The organism is Microbispora corallina, from assembly GCF_016863035.1.
In the GTDB taxonomy this organism is placed as follows: Bacteria; Actinomycetota; Actinomycetes; order Streptosporangiales; family Streptosporangiaceae; genus Microbispora; species Microbispora corallina.
On sequence record NZ_BOOC01000036.1, the window covers coordinates 52,424 to 69,128 of the forward strand.

Sequence of the window (16,705 nt, forward strand, 5' to 3'; positions counted from 1 at the left end):
ATTCGCGCGCTTTTCTGGCAGGACTCCTGACGGGGATTGGGGCATCACGTGTCGCGTCGGCTGGTCAACGTCACGCTCGACAACCTCGACGACCTGCCGCGCCGGTGCAGGCGTTGCGTCTTCTGGGAGCTCGACCCGGTCGGCGGCGAGCGCGCGGTGGAGTCGGGCGACCCGGGCCTGGAGAAGGAGGCGTGGATCTCCGCGACGCTGCTGGAGTGGGGGAGCTGCGGGAAGATCGCATACGTGGACGGCGTCGCCGCCGGGTTCGTGCTGTACGCCCCGCCGCTCTACGTCCCCCGGTCGGTCGCGTTCCCGACCTCGCCGGTGAGCTCGGACGCCGTGCTGCTGATGACGGCGCACATCCTGCCGGAGTTCTCCGGCGGAGGCCTCGGGCGGATGCTCGTGCAGGGCGTGGCCAAGGACCTGACGCGCCGGGGCGTACGGGCGATCGAGGCGTTCGGCGACCTGAAGTGGGAGCAGCCGGGCTGCCTGCTGCCGGCGGAGTACCTGCTGTCGGTGGGCTTCAAGACCGTCCGCCCGCATCTGCGCTTCCCCCGCCTGCGGCTGGAGCTGAAGACCGCCGTCTCGTGGCGTGAGGACGTCGAGGTGGCCCTGGAGCGCCTGCTGGGATCGATGTCTCCCGAGCGGGCGCTGCGGCCCGTCTGAGACGATCTCAGCCCCGCCGGCGGTGATCGAGGAGCGGTCGCCGCCATCGGAGGTCCCCTGTGCGCCGAAACCGGGGAAATCGACGACGGAACTTCCCCGAGGAAGCCGAAAAACGGAATCCCGGCAAACGGAAAGGCCCCCGCGCCGGAGCGCGGGGGCCTTCCCTGTGGGTGGGTGCCGCCGGGAAAGGCGGTGGTACGGCTCGCGCCGCAGGGGGCCTCAGATGATGCCCTCGAGTTCGCGCAGCAGCATCGCCTTCGGCTTGGCGCCGATGATCTGCTTGACGACCTCTCCACCCTTGTAGACGTTCATCGTCGGGATCTGGAGTACGCCGTAGTCCCGCGGAGTGGCGGGATTCTCGTCGATGTTCAGCTTGACGATGGTCAGCTTGTCGGCGTTCTCGGCGGCGATCTCCTCGAGAATGGGCGAGACCTGGCGGCACGGACCGCACCACTCCGCCCAGAAGTCCACCAGGACCGGCTTGTCGCTCTTGAGGACCTCGGCCTCGAAGCTGCCGTCCGTCACGCTCTTGATCGCGCCCACGGTAACTCTCCCCTTGATCGGTGTGCTGAATGGGAACCGCGGGGACGGGCCCCGCATTCCCGGGTCAGGCGTGGTTGCTCAGCCAGCGCTCGGCGTCCAGCGAGGCCGAGCAGCCGGTGCCCGCGGCGGTGATGGCCTGCCGGTAGATGTGGTCGACCACGTCGCCGGCGGCGAACACCCCGTCGAGGTTGGTCCGCGTCGTGGGCGCCTGCGTCAGGATGTACCCCTGCTCGTCGAGGTCCACCTGGCCCTTGAACAGCTCGGTGCGCGGGTCGTGCCCGATCGCGATGAACAGGCCGCCCACCGGCAGCTCGGTCTCCTCGCCGGTCTTGAGGTTGCGCAGCCGCACTCCGGTGATGCGGTCCTCGCCCAGGATGTCGACGACCTCGCTGTCCCAGATGAAGCGGATCTTCTCGTTCGCGAACGCCCGATCCTGCATGATCTTGCTGGCGCGCAGCTGGTCCCGCCGGTGCACCACGGTCACCGTACGGCCGAACCGCGACAGGAAGATCGCCTCCTCCATCGCGGTGTCCCCGCCGCCGACCACCACGATGTCCTGGTCGCGGAAGAAGAACCCGTCACAGGTGGCGCACCAGGACACGCCGCGCCCCGACAGCCGCTGCTCGTTCTCCAGACCCAGCTGCCGGTACCCCGACCCGGTGGCCAGAATGACGGCCTTGGCGTAGTAGGTGTCGGTGTAGGTCTTCACGACCTTCGGGTCGGCCGTCAGGTCCACCTCGACGACGTCGTCGGCGACCAGTTCGGCCCCGAACCGCTCGGCCTGCTTGCGGAAGTTGTCCATCAGGTCCGGCCCCATGATGCCGTCGGGGAAGCCGGGGAAGTTCTCCACATCGGTGGTGTTCATCAGCGCACCGCCGGCCGTGACCGACCCCTCGAACAGCAACGGCTTGAGGTCCGCGCGCGCGGAGTAGACGGCCGCCGTGTAGCCGGCCGGGCCCGACCCGATGATGATCACGTTACGGACGTCGCTCAACGGACTCGCCTTCCGATCCTGAGGTGTGCAGTCGCGTCAACAGATCCTAGGCCCCGGGGATTCCCGGGAGGGGGCCTGGACACGGCGAAGCCCCCCGGAGGTCGCGGGGGGCTTCGTCAGGTTCGATGGTACGGCTCCCGCCGACCGGTCACTTCCAGGTCGCCAGGCCGTCCGGGCGCAGGGGGTGGCACTCGGAGTCGACCACGACCACACGCACCGCGTTGATCTTCTGATCCTCCCAGAACGCCATGACCGTGGCCTCGTTGCCGTTGTACAGCGCCTTGTCCACGCCGATGGGCGTGCGGTCGAGCTGGTTGGAGAACCTCTTCACGCAGGTGTCGAGGTCCTCGTCGTCGTTCGTCCCGGAGCCGGGCGCGACGCCGAAGTAGCCCAGCAGGGGGCCGCGCAGCTCCCGGCTCGTGTAGTTGTGACCGCTGGCGAAGATCGAGTAGGAGGCCGCCTGCTGCGGGCCGGCCGGGCTCTCACTCGTGTCGCCCGTGCCCAGGGCGTACTGGCCGGTCGGGGTCCCGTCGGCCAATAAGTTGGTCACCAGCCCGGCGCCCCCGACGATCACCGCCGCGGCTGCCGCCGCCGCGGCCGGCAGCGCCCACAGCCGCCGACGGGAGGACCGGCCTCTGCGGGCCGGCGAGCCGTTCCCGGCGTCCTGTCCCGCCGCGACGACCGTACGCCGCGCGAGGGGGTCGACCGCCTGCCGTTCGCGCCGCTGCGCGGGCACGACCGCCGGCTCCTCCGCGGCGGAAGGGGTCGCGTCCGCGTGGACGTCCTGGAACGCGTCCGCCCACGCCGGCGCGGAAGCGGTCTCCCAGGGCGAGTCCGTCGTCCCGCTCTCCCAGGGCGCGTCGCGCATGACGCGGTCCCAGTCCGGGGCCTCCGCGGCCAGCGCGCGGTCGATGCGCTTGGCGACCCCGAGGGGCATCGCCGGCACCGGGACCGCCGCGAGGACCTCGCGGACCGCGGCCAGATCGGCGAGTGTCTCGCCGCAGGCGTCGCAGATCGCCAGATGCTCGCGGACCCGCAGGGCCGTGGTGTCGTCGAGGAGGCCCTCCGCCAGTTCGGCGAGAGTCTCCACGTCGTAGTGCGTGTCACCCGTCACGAAGTTCTGCTCCCTTCGCGGATGAGACGCGAGTGAGGTCTGATCGGTTCCGCAGATGCGAAAGAATCGGGGCAAGTTTGGCGCGGCCCCGCGCGCAGCGGCTTTTGACGGTTCCGGCGGGGACGCCGAGCACCGTGGCCGCGTCCTCCACGCCGTACCCCATCATGTCGACGAGGACCAGGGCGGCGCGCTGGTCCGGGGGCAGCAGCTTGAGCGCCGCGGTGACCTCCAGCGAGACCTCGCGCTCCCCGGCCTGGTCGGCCGGCGGCGCCTCCCGCTCGGCCGCCTCGATGAGCTCGTCGTCAGCCACGGGCCGCACGGACTTGCGGCGCATCCGGTCGAGGCAGGCGTTGACGACGATGCGGTGCAGCCACGTCGTCACCGCGGCCTCGCCGCGGAAGCTCTCGGCCTTCCGGTAGGCGGACACGAACGCGTCCTGGACGGCGTCGGCGGCCTCGTCCGGGTCGCCGAGCGTGCGCAGGGCCACGGCCCACATGCGGTCGCGGTGCCTCTTGACGATCTCACTGAAGGCGTGCGGGTCCCCCTCGATGTGCCGCGTCAGCAGCTCGGCATCGGACACCGCGGGCCGCGCCGAGTGCCCCGCCGCCGGGGAGTTGTCTGGTGGGGAGGTCACGAGGTCCCTGCTATGCCGATCCGGGGGAGTGCACCGTTACGTCGTAGATGGTGCCACGATACTGACCCTTGTAGGGGGCAAGACGGGTGAACCAGATCAAAACGTACTGGCCCGTCACGGACTTGGACGGCGTGAGCGTGGTGGACCCGGAGGCGTTCTGGGCGTCGGCGACGGTCTTGAGCGAGGACAGCTCCTGCGAGTCGCCCACCTTGAGCTGAACAGTCGCGCCGGGGGTGTCGGCGAGCGCGACGACCACGTTGGCGATGGGGACGGGCTTGCCCATGTCGAGGATGAGGCCGACGCCGTCCTTGAGCCGACCGAGGTCGGCGCTGTTGTAGCTGTCGGTGTGCCACTCGGTCGACGGCTTGCCGTCGACCGCGAGCGCGGCGTACTCCGGGTTCTCCGCGTGGTCGTCGCCCAGCGGGTCGAAGCCGTTCGCGCCGACCGGCTTGACCGTCACCGGCTTGTGCGACACGGACGGCGTCGGCGAGGTGCCGCTCGCGGTGACCCGGGGGGTGTTGCCGAGGTTCTTGCCCACGGTCCACGCGCCGACGCCGACGGCCGCCATCACGAGCAGCACGATGATCGTGAGCAAAACCTTGCTCGCCGCGCCGGTCTGCGGCCGGGGGCCGCCGTTCGGCATGGGGGGCGACGGCACGATGTGCGGGGCCATCGTGTCGGGCGCCTCGGACCGCAGGTTGAGCGCGGGCGGGATCGACGCGGCCGGCGCGGGGGCGGGCCGCGGCACCTCGGACAGGGCCTCGGCCACCTCGGCCGGGGTGGTCAGGGGCGGCTGGCCGCGCCGCTGCTCCTGGAGGAGCGCCCGGCAGGCGATGGCGTCGAGGTAGCCGGGCACGCCGGCGGTGACCTGGCGGGGTGTGCAGATCTTGCCGTCGTCGAGCGGCGCCGGGGGCAGGCCGCAGTCGGAGTCGCCCGGCCAGTGGCCGGTGAGGGCGGCGTACAGCAGGCGGCCCAGGCCCTCGGCGTCCTCCTTGGTGGCGTCCTCGCTGGTCAGGCCCAGGATCGCGGCGTCCACGGCGAGCCCGAGAAGCTTCACGGTGCCGCCGGTCGTCCAGACCAGGCGGCTGGGGGTCAGGTGGAGGTGGGTCAGCCCGGCGGCGTGGGCGTGGGCGAGCGCCTCGGCGGCCTCGGCCACCAGCGCCGCGCCTCGCTCGGGCTCGACGGGGCCGCTCTCCAGCAGGTCGCGCAGCGACTCGCCACTGACCCACTCGCTCACGACGTACGCCGTGCCGTCCTCGTCGGCCGCGTCGAAGACCTGGGTGAGCCGGGGGTCGGTCAGGCGGCTGGCGAGCCGCGCGGCCGTCACCACCTCCTTGACCCGGGAGAACTCCGGGTCGAAGGTGTGGACCGCGACCGGCCTGGCCAGAATCTCGTCGATGGCCTTCCACAGCGTGGCGCCGGCCGACTCGTTGACCCGGTCCTCCAGGCGGAACCGGTCCGCCAGCCGGGTGCCGGGCTCGACCGTGGACATGCTCACGAAGCCGCCTCGATCCGCGGCCTGTCGGCATGCCTCAGCCGATGCCGGGTGGTTCCGCCCACGCCTTCCCGCTTCCGCTCGCCGGTCCCAACTCCAGGTCGTGTCTCAGATCGTCCGCAGCGATCGCCGTCCGGCGTCCGCCGCGCCGCCCCGTCCGGGGCCCTCGCACGCGCCGTGCGCCGCCGTCATTCCTCCTTCGTCGCGCGTCGCGGTCCGCGACGCCGTCAAGTGGGCCGATGCTCGCCTCGGCAAGATCTGGACATTCCCTAGGCGCACCATGCTAGTGCCGTGCCGCTTGTGCCCGCCTTCCCGTTCGAAGACGTCCGAATCGGACTTTCGGGTTACCTTCGACTTGCCGGTCCCTCGTGAGGACTCTTACCGTCCTACCCGGCTTGCGACGAGTCCAATGATGGAGCTCACCTCGGGCACCCGCATCCGGTGGGCGGCCAGCATGTAGAGCAGCATCCCGGCACCGCCGCCCGCGGCCAGGACCACGGCGGAGCTCACCGCCGTGATGTCGGTGACCTCCCTGGCCAGCCAGAGGACGGCGAGCGCCGCGGCCGCCCCGGGGATGGCCGCCAGGTACATCCGCGTCACCCCCGACATGACCTCCCGTCCGCCCAGGCCGCCGATCTTCCGGCTCGCCAGCACCCAGGCCACCCCGCTGCCCACCACATACGTGATCATGAAGGCGAACGCCAGCCCGATGACGATGTACTGCGAGGGCAGCGCGAAGTACGCCACCAGGCTCAGCGTGGCGTTGATGACCACGTTCAGTCCCGCGACGGTGGCGGGGGTGCGGGTGTCGCCGAAGCTGTAGAAGACCCGCAGCAGGAGCTGGAAGATCGAGAACGGCACCAGGGCGAGGCCGAAGACCTGCAGCACGTTGCCGATGTAGAGGGCGCTGGCCGCGGTCATGTTGCCCCACGAGAAGATCAGCGTGGTGACCGCGGGCCCGAGGACCAGCAGCAGCAACCCAGCCGGCACGATCACCGAGGAGACGAGCCGCACCCCCGAGGCGAACTCGGACCGCGCCGCGTCGTACTCCCGGTCGGCGACGTAGCGGCTCATCCGCGGCAGCATCGCTGTGATCACCGACACCGCGATGATCCCGTACGGCAGCTGGAAGAGCTGGAACGCGTACGCGTAGGCGCTGTTGCCCGCTCCTGGGGCCCGCTCGCCCGCGCCGGTCGCGAGCTTGGTGGTGACCCAGAACCCGAGCTGGGTGACCCCGACGTAGACGAACGTCCAGACAGCCGTCCTGGCCGCCTCGCCGAGGCCTGTGCCGCGCAGCCCGAACCGCGGCCGGAACCGGAACCCGGCCCGGTGCAGCGCGATGACCAGCACGATCGACTGGACCACGATGCCGGCCGTGGTCCCGATGCCGAGCAGAGCGAGGTCGCCGTCGGTCACCTTGTCCACGTCGGACGCCCCCACGACCAGGTAGACGCCCGCGACCCCGATCACCACGAGGTTGTTCAGGACGGGCGCCCACATGGGGGCGGCGAACCGGTCCCGCGTGTTGAGGATGGCCCCCGCCATCGCCCCGACGCCGAAGAACGCGATCTGCGGCAGGATGAACCTGGCCAGCGTCGTCGCCACGTCGATCTTGTGGTCCGTCCAGTTGGACGCGGTGTACAGCTCCATGATCGGCCGGGCGAGCAGCACCCCGAGCGCCGCGATCGCGGCCAGCACGATGATCGCCAGCGTCATCAGCCGCTGCTCGAAGGCCTGCCCGCCGTCAGGGTCGCGCTTCTGCGCCTTGATCACCATCGGCACGATGACGCTGCTGAGGACGCCGCCGATCAGCAGGTCGAAGAGGATGTACGGGATCTGGTAGGCGGCGTTGTAGGCGTCGCCGAGCGCCAGCGTGCCGATCGCCGCGGCCACGGCCGCCGTGCGGACGAAGCCGGTGAGCCGCGAGACCATGGTTCCGGCCGCCATGATCGCGCTGGCCCGGAGCATCCTGCTCATCGTGTTCCTTCAGCTCGCGGCGACCGGGCTCGGGGCGAGCACCGCCGGACGCCTCCTCGGGGGTGGGACCCAACCTATGCCTGAGTCGACCCCTCCTGCTCGACCGGCGTGCGGCCGGCGTCCGGCGGGACAGGCGGGGAGAAGGGGAACGACTTCCTCGACCGGCGGCGCAGGATGCGCATCACCACGGCGGCCAGCATGATCGCCAGGGCCGCGCCCACGATGACCAGGGCGATCCCCGTGTACCCCGTCGCGCGCACCACCACATGCACCGGGTCGCCGTACGGCTTGTCGTCCGAGGTGAGCAGCTGGATGTCGATGCGCGCCTCGCCGCCCCGCGCGGGCACGACCACGGGCACGTTGACGAGCTGGCTGCGGGCCCTGAGCACGCGGATCGCGTCGCCGGTCTCGAAGACGCCGTCCGGCGCGTCGATCGACAGGCGCGACCGGTTCTCCGAGGTGACCCTGACCTTGATGAGGACGTCCTTGTCCAGGTTGTTGGCGATGCTCACCGGCACCTGGCCGTTGGCGCCCGCGATGGCCCGCGGCGAGTCGATCACCGAGACGCCGGCGATGCGGGCGTCGACGGCGGCCTCCACCCGCTTCGCGAAGGCCGTGGCCCGCTTGCCGTCCCCGCGCCAGGCGGACGAGCTCAGCCGCAGGATCGCCTCGTGGAACAGTTCGGTGCGCTCCGCGGTGACGGTCGACGCCGCCTCGGCCTCCTGGTCGAGCTTCCGTACCGCCGCGAGATAGGAGCGGCTCAGCTCGGCCTGGTGGTCGCGCTCGCTGTAGGCGAGGTCGCCCCGCGGGGTGGGGTGCCGGCTCGGCTTCACCGACCCGAGCGTGGTCATCCGCAGCCAGGGCGCGCCGGACACCGCCTCCAGCAGCGACGTCACGAAGTCGGGGTCGGGGTTCCACAGGTGGCCGGTCGGCGCCGCGATCACCGTCCTCGAGGGGACCGGAACGGACCCGTCGCCCGTCTGCCCGGTCTGCCCGGCAGGCTCGAAGGCGATCATCGCGGTCTCGGCCACGAACCGCTGCCGGGCCAGCATGGCGGCGCCGGGGACGGAGGTGTCGCCGCTCAGGATGCGGCCGAGCCCGGGGTCGGCGAGCAGCGCCGTGACCGGGGTGTCGGCGACCGTCTCAAGGCGCGCGGCGGCGTCGGGCGTGGCGGACGGCGTCGTCCCGCCGGGCACGACCTGGCCTCCCGCGCCCTGACTGCCGGCGCCCCCTGGGGCGCGCGGCGGGAGCGCGTCCTGCGACAGCAGCAGGGAGGTCACCCCGGCCATCGCCAGCTCGTCGGCCGCGTCCCTGTCGACGATCCCGCCGGTCGGCCACACGGTCGATCCCTGGACGTCCTCGCCCAGCAGGTCGGTGGCCAGGGACGAGCCGCGCTGGATGGCGGCCACGGCCGGCTCCTCCAGCCCGTTGTGTACGAGCGCCGTCAGATCGGGGTCGGCGTACGGCAGGGCCGCCACGGGCTTACCGGTCAGCGCCGTGCGCAGCCCGGCGAGCCACTGCCCGGCGGTCGCGTCGGCCGTCTTGCGGCTGTCGTCGTCGCCGGTCCTTACCGTGTACGGCCCGGAGGCCGTCTGCCGGACGTCCTGGAGCACCCCGGGGTCGACGAACCACGTCACGCTCTTGCCGGCCTCCTGTGCCACCTTGAGCAGCGCGGCGAGGCGGCCCGAGGAGACGGAGGCCCGCAGGTCGTCGTCCATGAACGTGGCGTCGTCGGCCCGGTGCGGCCGGTCGGCGATCGGCAGCGCGACCGCCAGCTTGACCTTGGGGACGTCCTGCCCGTCGGGCACGTACGGCAGGAAGGTGCGCTCGATGGAGATCCGCTGGCCGGTGGCCGCGTCGACGACCTCGACGGCGATCGGATAGACCCCGAGCCGGGACATGCCCAGGTCCCCCGGCGTGATCGTGAACTCGAACCGCAGTCTCCCGGACTGGTCGAGCTGGGTGGCCTGGACCTTGGTGCTGTACTGCGGGGTGAAGTAGCCCTGACCGCTGAGGAAGACGTCCATGTCCGAACGGAGGCGAAGCGGCTGGGCCGAGTAGTCGACGCGCACGCGGACCGCGGAGTTGGGGGTGCCGGTGACCGTGCCCCCGATCGTGACGGGGGCGGCGGGGTCGCGGACCACCTCGGGGGTGACCTGCTCGACGAGGAGGGGGTCGGCGGGGGCCGCCTGCCTGCCAGGAAGGGCACGCGGGGCGCTTTCGGCCCGGCCGGAGGAGCCCGCGACAGCCGTACCGGCCATGCCCGTGGGGACGAGCAGGACGGTGAGCAGGGTCAGCAGGGCGGCCTTACGGATCATGTGCCGGCCGGCGGTGAGGTACGGCGCACGCCCAGAATGCTATGGCCTACGCCGTCCGCATTGGACTCGCCAGACTCGCCAGACCCCTGCGATGCGGCGTCGTCAGGTCCACCGGCTTGGCCGTGAGCAGGTCGAACAGGTGCAGGGCACGCACCCGCAGGGCGGTCCTGCGCTCGCCCGTCGCCGTGTGGACGATGTCGTCGGGGCCGAGCCGCTCGGTCAGGCGCTGATCCAGGAGAACGGTGAGCGTGTCGGGCAGGAGCAGCGGGCAGACCAGGCCGTGCGCGTAGTCGGTGACGGAGTTGACCACGAAGGCCGAGGCCGGCCGCACGCGGTGGGCCCGCAGAAGCGCGCCGATCGCGCCCATCCTGGGCGGGGTGTCCACCGTGCTCACCACCGCCACCGGCTCCCGCCCTCCCCGCACGGACACCTCGAACAACGACACGCACACGCATGTCTCCGGCTCCACCCCGAGGACGTCCGGCATCTCGTCGGAGCACGTCAAGGGGCGCGGAAGACGTACGATCTCATGGTGGATCTGGTGGGCGAGGAGCCAGCGGTGAATGGCGAGAGCGTCTTTCATCTCGTGTGCTCCTTGCGTCGTCCAGCGCCCCCGAACCGACCGTGGCCTGGTGATCGCTAGGTGTCTTCTCCCCAGGTGACACCGGTGCCATCGGGGGAGAAACTGTTCCGTGACCGAAGGACCTACCCAGCCTTGTCCGTTTCAAATCTGAGCGACGCCCAGCAGCGGGCGGTCGACGAGCTGTTCCGCCGGATCGCCCCGGTGGCCGACGAGCTCGGCGACCTCTTCGCGTCCCGCGGCCACCAGCTCGCCCTCGTGGGCGGCTCGGTGCGCGACGTCTTCCTCGGCCGCGTCGGAAACGATCTCGACCTCACCACGGACGCCCGTCCCGAGCGCGTCCTGGAGATCGTCAAGGACTGGGCGGACGCCGTCTGGACCATCGGCATCGACTTCGGCACGGTCGGCGTGCGCAAGGGCGGCCGGCTGCTGGAGATCACGACCTACCGCAGCGAGTCGTACGATCCGGCCTCGCGCAAGCCGGAGGTGGTGTACGGCGACACGCTCGAGGGCGACCTGGCCCGCCGCGACTTCGCCGTCAACGCGATGGCCGTGCGCCTGCCCGACCACGAGTTCGTCGACCCGTACGGCGGGCTGGCCGACCTCGGCGCCAAGGTCCTGCGGACCCCGGAGAGCCCCGAGCGGTCGTTCGACGACGACCCGCTGCGCATGCTCCGGGCGGCCCGGTTCGCCTCGCAGCTCGGGTTCACGGTCGACCCCGGGGCGGTCGCGGCGATGACGGCCATGGCCGGCCGGATCGAGATCGTCTCGGCCGAGCGGATCCGCGACGAGCTCGACAAGCTCATCCTCGGCGCGCTTCCGCGCACCGGGCTGACGATGCTGGTCGACACCGGGCTGGCCGGCCACGTCCTGCCCGAGCTGCCCAAGCTCCGGCTGGAGATCGACGAGCACCACCGGCACAAGGACGTGTACGAGCACACGCTGATCGTGCTGGAGCAGGCGATCGACCTGGAGACGGCCGGTCCCGACCGCGTCCTGCGCTGGGCCGCGCTGCTCCACGACATCGGCAAGCCGAAGACCCGCCGCAACGAGCCCGGCGGCCGGGTGTCCTTCCACCACCACGAGGTGGTCGGGGCGCAGCTGGCCAAGAAGCGGCTGACGGAGCTGCGGTTCCCCAAGGACGTCGTGGCCGACGTGGCCCAGCTCGTCGAGCTGCACCTGCGCTTCCACGGCTACGGCTCGGGCGAGTGGACCGACAGCGCCGTCCGCCGGTACGTCCGCGACGCCGGCCACCTCCTGGAGCGGCTGCACAAGCTCACGCGGGCCGACTGCACCACGCGCAACCGGCGCAAGGCCGCGGCGCTCGGCCGGACCTACGACCAGCTGGAGGAGCGGATCTCCCGGCTGGCCGAGGAGGAGGAGCTGGCCAAGATGCGGCCCGAGCTCGACGGCAACGAGATCCAGGAGATCCTCGGCATCCCGCCGGGCCCCATGGTCGGCCGGGCCTACAAGCACATGCTCGACCTGCGCATGGACGAGGGCCTGATCGGCAAGGAGGCGGCCCGCGAGGCGCTCCTCGTCTGGGCCCGCGACAACGACGTCCTCACCTGACGCCGACGTTCGCTGGAGATCGTCCGGCCAGGACGCCGCTGGTTGTCCACAGGGACGTCGGGACGCCGGGCGTTGTCCACAGGGCGGCGAGGCCGGGCGGGCGGGCGGTGGGCGCTTCGGTAGGTTGGGCGCCGTGGACGCTGAGGAGATCCTGCGGCTTGACCGCGAGCACGTGTGGCATCCGTACACCGCCGTCCCGTCCGGCGTCCCGGTTCACGCGGTCGCCCGCGCCGAGGGCGTACGGCTGACGCTCGCCGACGGCCGGGTGCTGGTGGACGGCATGTCCTCCTGGTGGGCGGCGATCCACGGCTACAACCACCCCAGGCTCAACAAGGCCGTCCACGAGCAGGTGGACGCGATGGCCCATGTGATGTTCGGCGGCCTCACCCACGAGCCCGCCGTACGGCTCGCGGCCCGCCTGGCGGAGCTGACCGGGCTCCCGCGGGTGTTCCTCGCCGACTCGGGCTCGGTGGCCGTCGAGGTAGCGATCAAGATGGCGATCCAGCACGCGGCGGCGACCGGAGGGGAGGGCCGCTCGCGCCTGCTCACGGTCCGCGGCGGCTACCACGGCGACACGTTCGGGGCGATGTCCGTCTGCGACCCCGTGAGCGGCATGCACCACCTGTTCTCCGGGGTGCTGCCCGCGCACGTCTTCGCGCCCCTCCCGCCCGGCGGGTACGGCCACCGCCCGGGCGCCGCCGAGGGCGGCGCGGGGGGCGCTGCGAAGGGCGGCGCGGGGGGCGCCGGGGACGGCGGAGGGGAGGCCCTGGGGGCCGGCGGCCCCGACCCGGACTACCTCGACGAGCTGTCCCGCCTTGTGGCCGCCCACGCCCACGAGCTGGCCGCGATCATCGTGGAGCCGGTCGTCCAGGGCGCCGGGGGCATGCGCTTCCACCACCCCGCCTACCTCCGCAGGCTGCGCGAGCTCGCCGACGAGCACGGCGTCCTGCTGATCGCCGACGAGATCGCCACCGGCTTCGGCCGTACGGGGGAGCTGTTCGGCTGCGACCACGCCGGGATCCGGCCCGACATCATGTGCGTCGGCAAGGCGCTGACGGGCGGATACATGACGCTGGCCGCCACCCTGTGCACCGAGCGGGTGGCCGACGCCATCGGCGTGCTGATGCACGGGCCGACCTACATGGGCAACCCGCTCGCCACCGCCGTCGCGAACGCCTCGCTCGACCTGCTGGCCGAACGGCCCTGGCGTGAGGAGGTCAAGCGGATCGAGGCAGGGCTGCTCGACGGCCTGGCGCCGGCCGTGGGGCTGCCGGGGGTCCGCGACGTCCGTGTGCTCGGCGCCATCGGGGTGATCGAGACCGTCGATCCCGTCGACGTCGCCAGGGCGCAGGACGTGGTGATGGCCCACGGGGTCTGGCTGCGGCCCTTCGGGCGGCTCCTCTACACCATGCCGCCCTACGCGGCCGGCCCGGAGGACGTCGCCCTGATCACCCGGGCCATGACCGCGGCCGCGGCGTCGCTGCGGCCCTGACCTCCCGACGTTCGCCGCGGGCCATTCGCCGCCGTCGCCCACGGGCCGGCGTCGGCCGCCCGGTGCCACACGATCGGCGGTCGTACGGTGGCTATTCGGCGGCGACGGCGGGGGCGCGGGGGGCGGTGGTGGGGACCACGAGGCGGTAGGCGAGCGCGCCCAGCAGGTAGCCGGCCGCGATCACGGCGAGCGCCAGGTAGGACTTGCCGTTCGGCGGGAGCAGGGCCGCGGCCAGCACGGCGCCGAGGACGGTCATCCCGTTGAAGAGCATGTCGTAAAGGGAGAACACCCGCCCGAGGTAGGCGTCGTCCACGTCGCGCTGCACCACGGTGTCGGTGCAGATCTTCACGCTCTGCCCGGCCGCGCCCAGCACGAAGCCGGCGGCCATGAACCCCCACTCGTGGAAGGTCGCGCAGAGCAGGAACTCCAGGATCCCGCAGGTGGCGAGCATGGCCGGGATCCAGGTCTCGATCCGGAACCTCTCGGTCGCCCACGGCGTGATGAGCGCGGCGACGAAGTAGCCGGCGCCCGACGTCGCGAGCACCAGGGCGATGCCGCGCAGCGCGACCTCAGGGTCGCTGGTGAAGTAGTAGCGGTACAGCATGACCACGGCTGCCACGGACATGCCGTACAGCAGCCGGTGGACGGCCATCCCGCCGAGCGCGGCGGCCGCCCCGCGGCGGTGGACGACGTGCCGGCCGCCGTCGACGAGCCCGCTGATCACGTGCCGGACGGCCTCCCGGGCCTGCGGACGGCCGGGGTCGTAGGCAGGCCCCAGCAGCGCCCGCTCCATGGTCCGCGCGATGAGCGCGCTCAGCCCGAACATGACCCCCGAGAAGACCAGCAGCATCGCCGTGCCGCCGGAGCCCGAGCCGAAGGCCAGGCGGAGCAGGAAGCCCGCGCCCGCGCCGACGAACGTGGCCACCGTGCCGGAGGTCGGCGTCACCGCATTGGCCATCATGAGCCGGTCGGACGGCACGACGTGGGGGAGCGAGGCCCCCAGCGCGGACAGGAAGAACCGGTTGACCGCGAGCACGCCCAGCGCGGCGGCGTAGAACACGCCCGTGGGCGCGTCGGCCGCGACGAGGCCGGCCGCCAGCAGCAGCAGCACGCCCCTTACCATCGGGGCGATCACGAGGATCTGGCGCCGCGACCACCGGTCGATGAAGACCCCCACGAAGGGGCCCAGCACGCTGTACGGCAGGAGGAGCACGGCGAGGCCCGCCGCGATCTGGGTCGCGTTCGCCTGCCGTTCGGGGCTGAAGAACGCGTAACCGCCGACGGCGAACTGGAATATTCCGTCAGAGAACTGCGACAGGAGGCGGGTGCCGAACAGGCGCCGGAAGTTCCGGCCCTCGAGGACCACGCGCAGATCAGAGACGAAGGACACGGCGACAGCCTACGCGGGTAGATCAGGAGGCGGCATCCGGATCAACCCTGACGAATCCCCGAGCATGCGGCGAACGCGGTGCGGCGGCGACTCATCTCGTACTCTCGGAGAGTGAACTTCCAGGAACATGTCGTGCTGGTCGACGGCGAGGGAAACTCGATCGGCACCGCTCCCAAGTCCACGGTCCACGGCTCCGACACCCCTCTCCATTTGGCCTTCTCAAGCTACGTCTTCGACGAGCAGGGCCGGGTGCTGCTGTCGCAGCGAGCCGCCGCCAAGCTCACCTGGCCCGGCGAGTGGACGAACAGCTGCTGCGGGCACCCACTGCCCGGCGAGCCGCTCCCCACGGCCGTCGCCCGCCGCCTGTCCTACGAGCTGGGGCTTCGGGTCGACTCGGTCGACCTGATCCTGCCCCGCTTCTCCTACCGGGCCGTGATGGACACCGGAACGGTCGAGCACGAGCTGTGCCCGGTCTACCGTGCCGTCGTGCGCGGGGAGGCGGCGCCCAACGCCGCCGAGGTCGACGCGGTGCGCTGGATGCCCTGGGACCGCTTCGCCGAGCAGGTGATGAGCGGTGAGCTGGCCATCTCCCCCTGGGCCAGGGAGCAGGTGCCCCTGCTCGTCGCGCTCGGGCCCGATCCGCTGGCCTGGCCGGCGGCCGACCCCGCGGCCCTGCCGCCCGCGGCGCGCCTGGAGCCGGTCGACCGCCGCTGACCCCCGCCCGGACTCGCCGAGGCGCCCCGGCATGACGAACGCCCGGCCCAGCTGGGTTCCGTGAGAACGCGACGACGCCCCGGCGCCCCTCGGAAGGGGGGCCGGGGCGTCAGGCCGATACCGGCGGGAGCGGCGTCAGCGCTCGACCTCGCCGCGGATGAACTTCTCCACGGCCTCGCGGGCGGTGTCGTCGGAGTACTGCTCCGGTGGGCTCTTCATGAAGTACGACGACGGCGACAGCAGCGGCCCGCCGATGCCCCGGTCGAGGGCGATCTTGGCCGCGCGGACGGCGTCGATGATGATGCCGGCGGAGTTGGGCGAGTCCCAGACCTCCAGCTTGTACTCCAGGTTGAGCGGCGTGTCGCCGAAGGACCTGCCCTCCAGGCGGACGTACGCCCACTTGCGGTCGTCGAGCCACGGCACGTGGTCGGACGGGCCGATGTGCACGTCGGCCTTGGCCATCTCGTGCGGGATCTGCGACGTGACCGACTGGGTCTTGGAGATCTTCTTGGACTGGAGGCGGGTGCGCTCCAGCATGTTCATGAAGTCCATGTTGCCGCCGAAGTTGAGCTGGTACGTGCGCAGCAGCTCGACCCCGCGGTCCTCGAAGAGCTTGGCCAGCACCCGGTGCGTGATGGTCGCGCCGACCTGGGACTTGATGTCGTCACCGACGATCGGCACGCCGGCCTCGGTGAACTTGGCGGCCCACTCGGGGTCCGAGGCGATGAACACCGGCAGGGCGTTGACGAAGGCGACCTTGGCGTCGATCGCGCACTGCGCGTAGAAGCGGTCGGCCTCCTCCGAACCCACCGGCAGGTACGACACCAGCACGTCGACCTGGGCGTCCTTGAGCACCTGGACGACGTCCACCGGCTGCTCGTCGGACTCCTCGATGATCTCCCGGTAGTAGGCGCCGAGGCCGTCGAAGGTGGGGCCGCGCTGCACGGTGACGCCGAGCGGCGGCACGTCGCAGATCTTGATGGTGTTGTTCTCGGACGCCACGATGGCCTCCGACAGGTCGCGGCCGACCTTCTTGGCGTCCACGTCGAACGCCGCGACGAACTCGACGTCGCCGACGTGGTAGTCACCGAACCGCACGTGCATCAGGCCCGGCACCCGGCTGTCCGGGTCCGCGTCCTTGTAGTAGTGGACGCCCTGCACCAAAGACGCGGCGCAGTTGCCCACCCCGACGATGGCTACGCGCACCGAACCCATA

General features: G+C 71.7%; 14 protein-coding genes. 4 read left to right on the forward strand and 10 right to left on the reverse strand.

Annotated features, from left to right (window positions below):
* Positions 1–48: 48 nt before the first annotated feature.
* Positions 49–666 (forward strand): GNAT family N-acetyltransferase, encoded by a 618-nt coding sequence (locus Mco01_RS30800; protein WP_204060362.1) that lies wholly within the window; start codon positions 49–51, stop codon positions 664–666.
* Positions 667–885: 219 nt separating this feature from the next.
* Here Mco01_RS30800 and trxA read toward each other — a convergent pair whose 3' ends face one another.
* From trxA to Mco01_RS30840, 8 genes are all read right to left on the reverse strand, one after another.
* Entirely contained in the window at positions 886–1,209 is a 324-nt protein-coding gene (gene trxA, locus Mco01_RS30805; RefSeq protein WP_036324753.1) for a thioredoxin, read from the reverse strand.
* Between the two features lie 64 nt (positions 1,210–1,273).
* Positions 1,274–2,203, reverse strand: a complete 930-nt coding sequence (gene trxB / locus Mco01_RS30810; RefSeq protein ID WP_204060363.1) for a thioredoxin-disulfide reductase — start codon at positions 2,201–2,203, stop codon at positions 1,274–1,276.
* Positions 2,204–2,351: 148 nt separating this feature from the next.
* Positions 2,352–3,317, reverse strand: a complete 966-nt coding sequence (locus Mco01_RS30815; protein WP_204060364.1) for an anti-sigma factor family protein — start codon at positions 3,315–3,317, stop codon at positions 2,352–2,354.
* Positions 3,307–3,951, reverse strand: coding sequence for an RNA polymerase sigma factor SigM (gene sigM / locus Mco01_RS30820; RefSeq protein ID WP_204060365.1), 645 nt, complete (start codon positions 3,949–3,951; stop codon positions 3,307–3,309). Before sigM ends, Mco01_RS30815 begins: the two co-directional genes overlap by 11 nt.
* Positions 3,952–3,961: 10 nt before the next feature.
* Positions 3,962–5,443, reverse strand: coding sequence for a protein kinase family protein (locus tag Mco01_RS30825; RefSeq protein WP_239104032.1), 1,482 nt, complete (start codon positions 5,441–5,443; stop codon positions 3,962–3,964).
* A gap of 381 nt (positions 5,444–5,824) precedes the next feature.
* Positions 5,825–7,423 (reverse strand): murein biosynthesis integral membrane protein MurJ, encoded by a 1,599-nt coding sequence (murJ, locus tag Mco01_RS30830; protein ID WP_204060367.1) that lies wholly within the window; start codon positions 7,421–7,423, stop codon positions 5,825–5,827.
* Between the two features lie 74 nt (positions 7,424–7,497).
* Entirely contained in the window at positions 7,498–9,741 is a 2,244-nt protein-coding gene (locus tag Mco01_RS30835) for a hypothetical protein (protein WP_204060368.1), read from the reverse strand.
* 46 nt (positions 9,742–9,787) lie between these two features.
* A complete protein-coding gene (locus Mco01_RS30840; protein WP_051458221.1) occupies positions 9,788–10,324 on the reverse strand; it encodes an aminoacyl-tRNA deacylase in 537 nt (178 codons plus the stop codon).
* 132 nt (positions 10,325–10,456) lie between these two features.
* Between Mco01_RS30840 and Mco01_RS30845 the strand changes: the two genes are divergently transcribed.
* Together Mco01_RS30845 and Mco01_RS30850 are read left to right on the forward strand one after the other, a co-directional pair.
* Positions 10,457–11,893 carry a CCA tRNA nucleotidyltransferase gene (locus tag Mco01_RS30845; RefSeq protein ID WP_204060369.1) on the forward strand — a complete coding sequence of 479 codons (1,437 nt, stop codon included), beginning with the start codon at positions 10,457–10,459 and terminating at the stop codon, positions 11,891–11,893.
* Positions 11,894–12,026: 133 nt separating this feature from the next.
* Positions 12,027–13,385 carry an aspartate aminotransferase family protein gene (locus Mco01_RS30850; protein ID WP_239104021.1) on the forward strand — a complete coding sequence of 453 codons (1,359 nt, stop codon included), beginning with the start codon at positions 12,027–12,029 and terminating at the stop codon, positions 13,383–13,385.
* A 91-nt stretch (positions 13,386–13,476) separates the two neighbouring features.
* Here Mco01_RS30850 and Mco01_RS30855 read toward each other — a convergent pair whose 3' ends face one another.
* Positions 13,477–14,775: an MFS transporter gene (locus tag Mco01_RS30855; RefSeq protein ID WP_204060370.1), complete on the reverse strand. Its 1,299-nt coding sequence runs from the start codon at positions 14,773–14,775 to the stop codon at positions 13,477–13,479.
* Between the two features lie 111 nt (positions 14,776–14,886).
* Here Mco01_RS30855 and idi point away from each other — a divergent pair, with 111 nt between their 5' ends.
* A complete protein-coding gene (idi, locus tag Mco01_RS30860) occupies positions 14,887–15,489 on the forward strand; it encodes an isopentenyl-diphosphate Delta-isomerase (RefSeq protein WP_204060371.1) in 603 nt (200 codons plus the stop codon).
* A 135-nt stretch (positions 15,490–15,624) separates the two neighbouring features.
* Here idi and Mco01_RS30865 read toward each other — a convergent pair whose 3' ends face one another.
* Positions 15,625–16,704 (reverse strand): inositol-3-phosphate synthase, encoded by a 1,080-nt coding sequence (locus tag Mco01_RS30865; RefSeq protein ID WP_204060372.1) that lies wholly within the window; start codon positions 16,702–16,704, stop codon positions 15,625–15,627.
* Position 16,705: the final 1 nt, after the last annotated feature.

Coding starts and splice junctions, on each gene's coding strand:
- Mco01_RS30825 (WP_239104032.1), bottom strand. CDS start 5,443: ATGTCCACGGTCGAGCCCGGCACCCGGCTGGCGGACCGGTTCCGCCTG.
- murJ (WP_204060367.1), bottom strand. CDS start 7,423: ATGAGCAGGATGCTCCGGGCCAGCGCGATCATGGCGGCCGGAACCATG.
- Mco01_RS30835 (WP_204060368.1), bottom strand. CDS start 9,741: ATGATCCGTAAGGCCGCCCTGCTGACCCTGCTCACCGTCCTGCTCGTC.
- Mco01_RS30840 (WP_051458221.1), bottom strand. CDS start 10,324: ATGAAAGACGCTCTCGCCATTCACCGCTGGCTCCTCGCCCACCAGATC.
- Mco01_RS30865 (WP_204060372.1), bottom strand. CDS start 16,704: ATGGGTTCGGTGCGCGTAGCCATCGTCGGGGTGGGCAACTGCGCCGCG.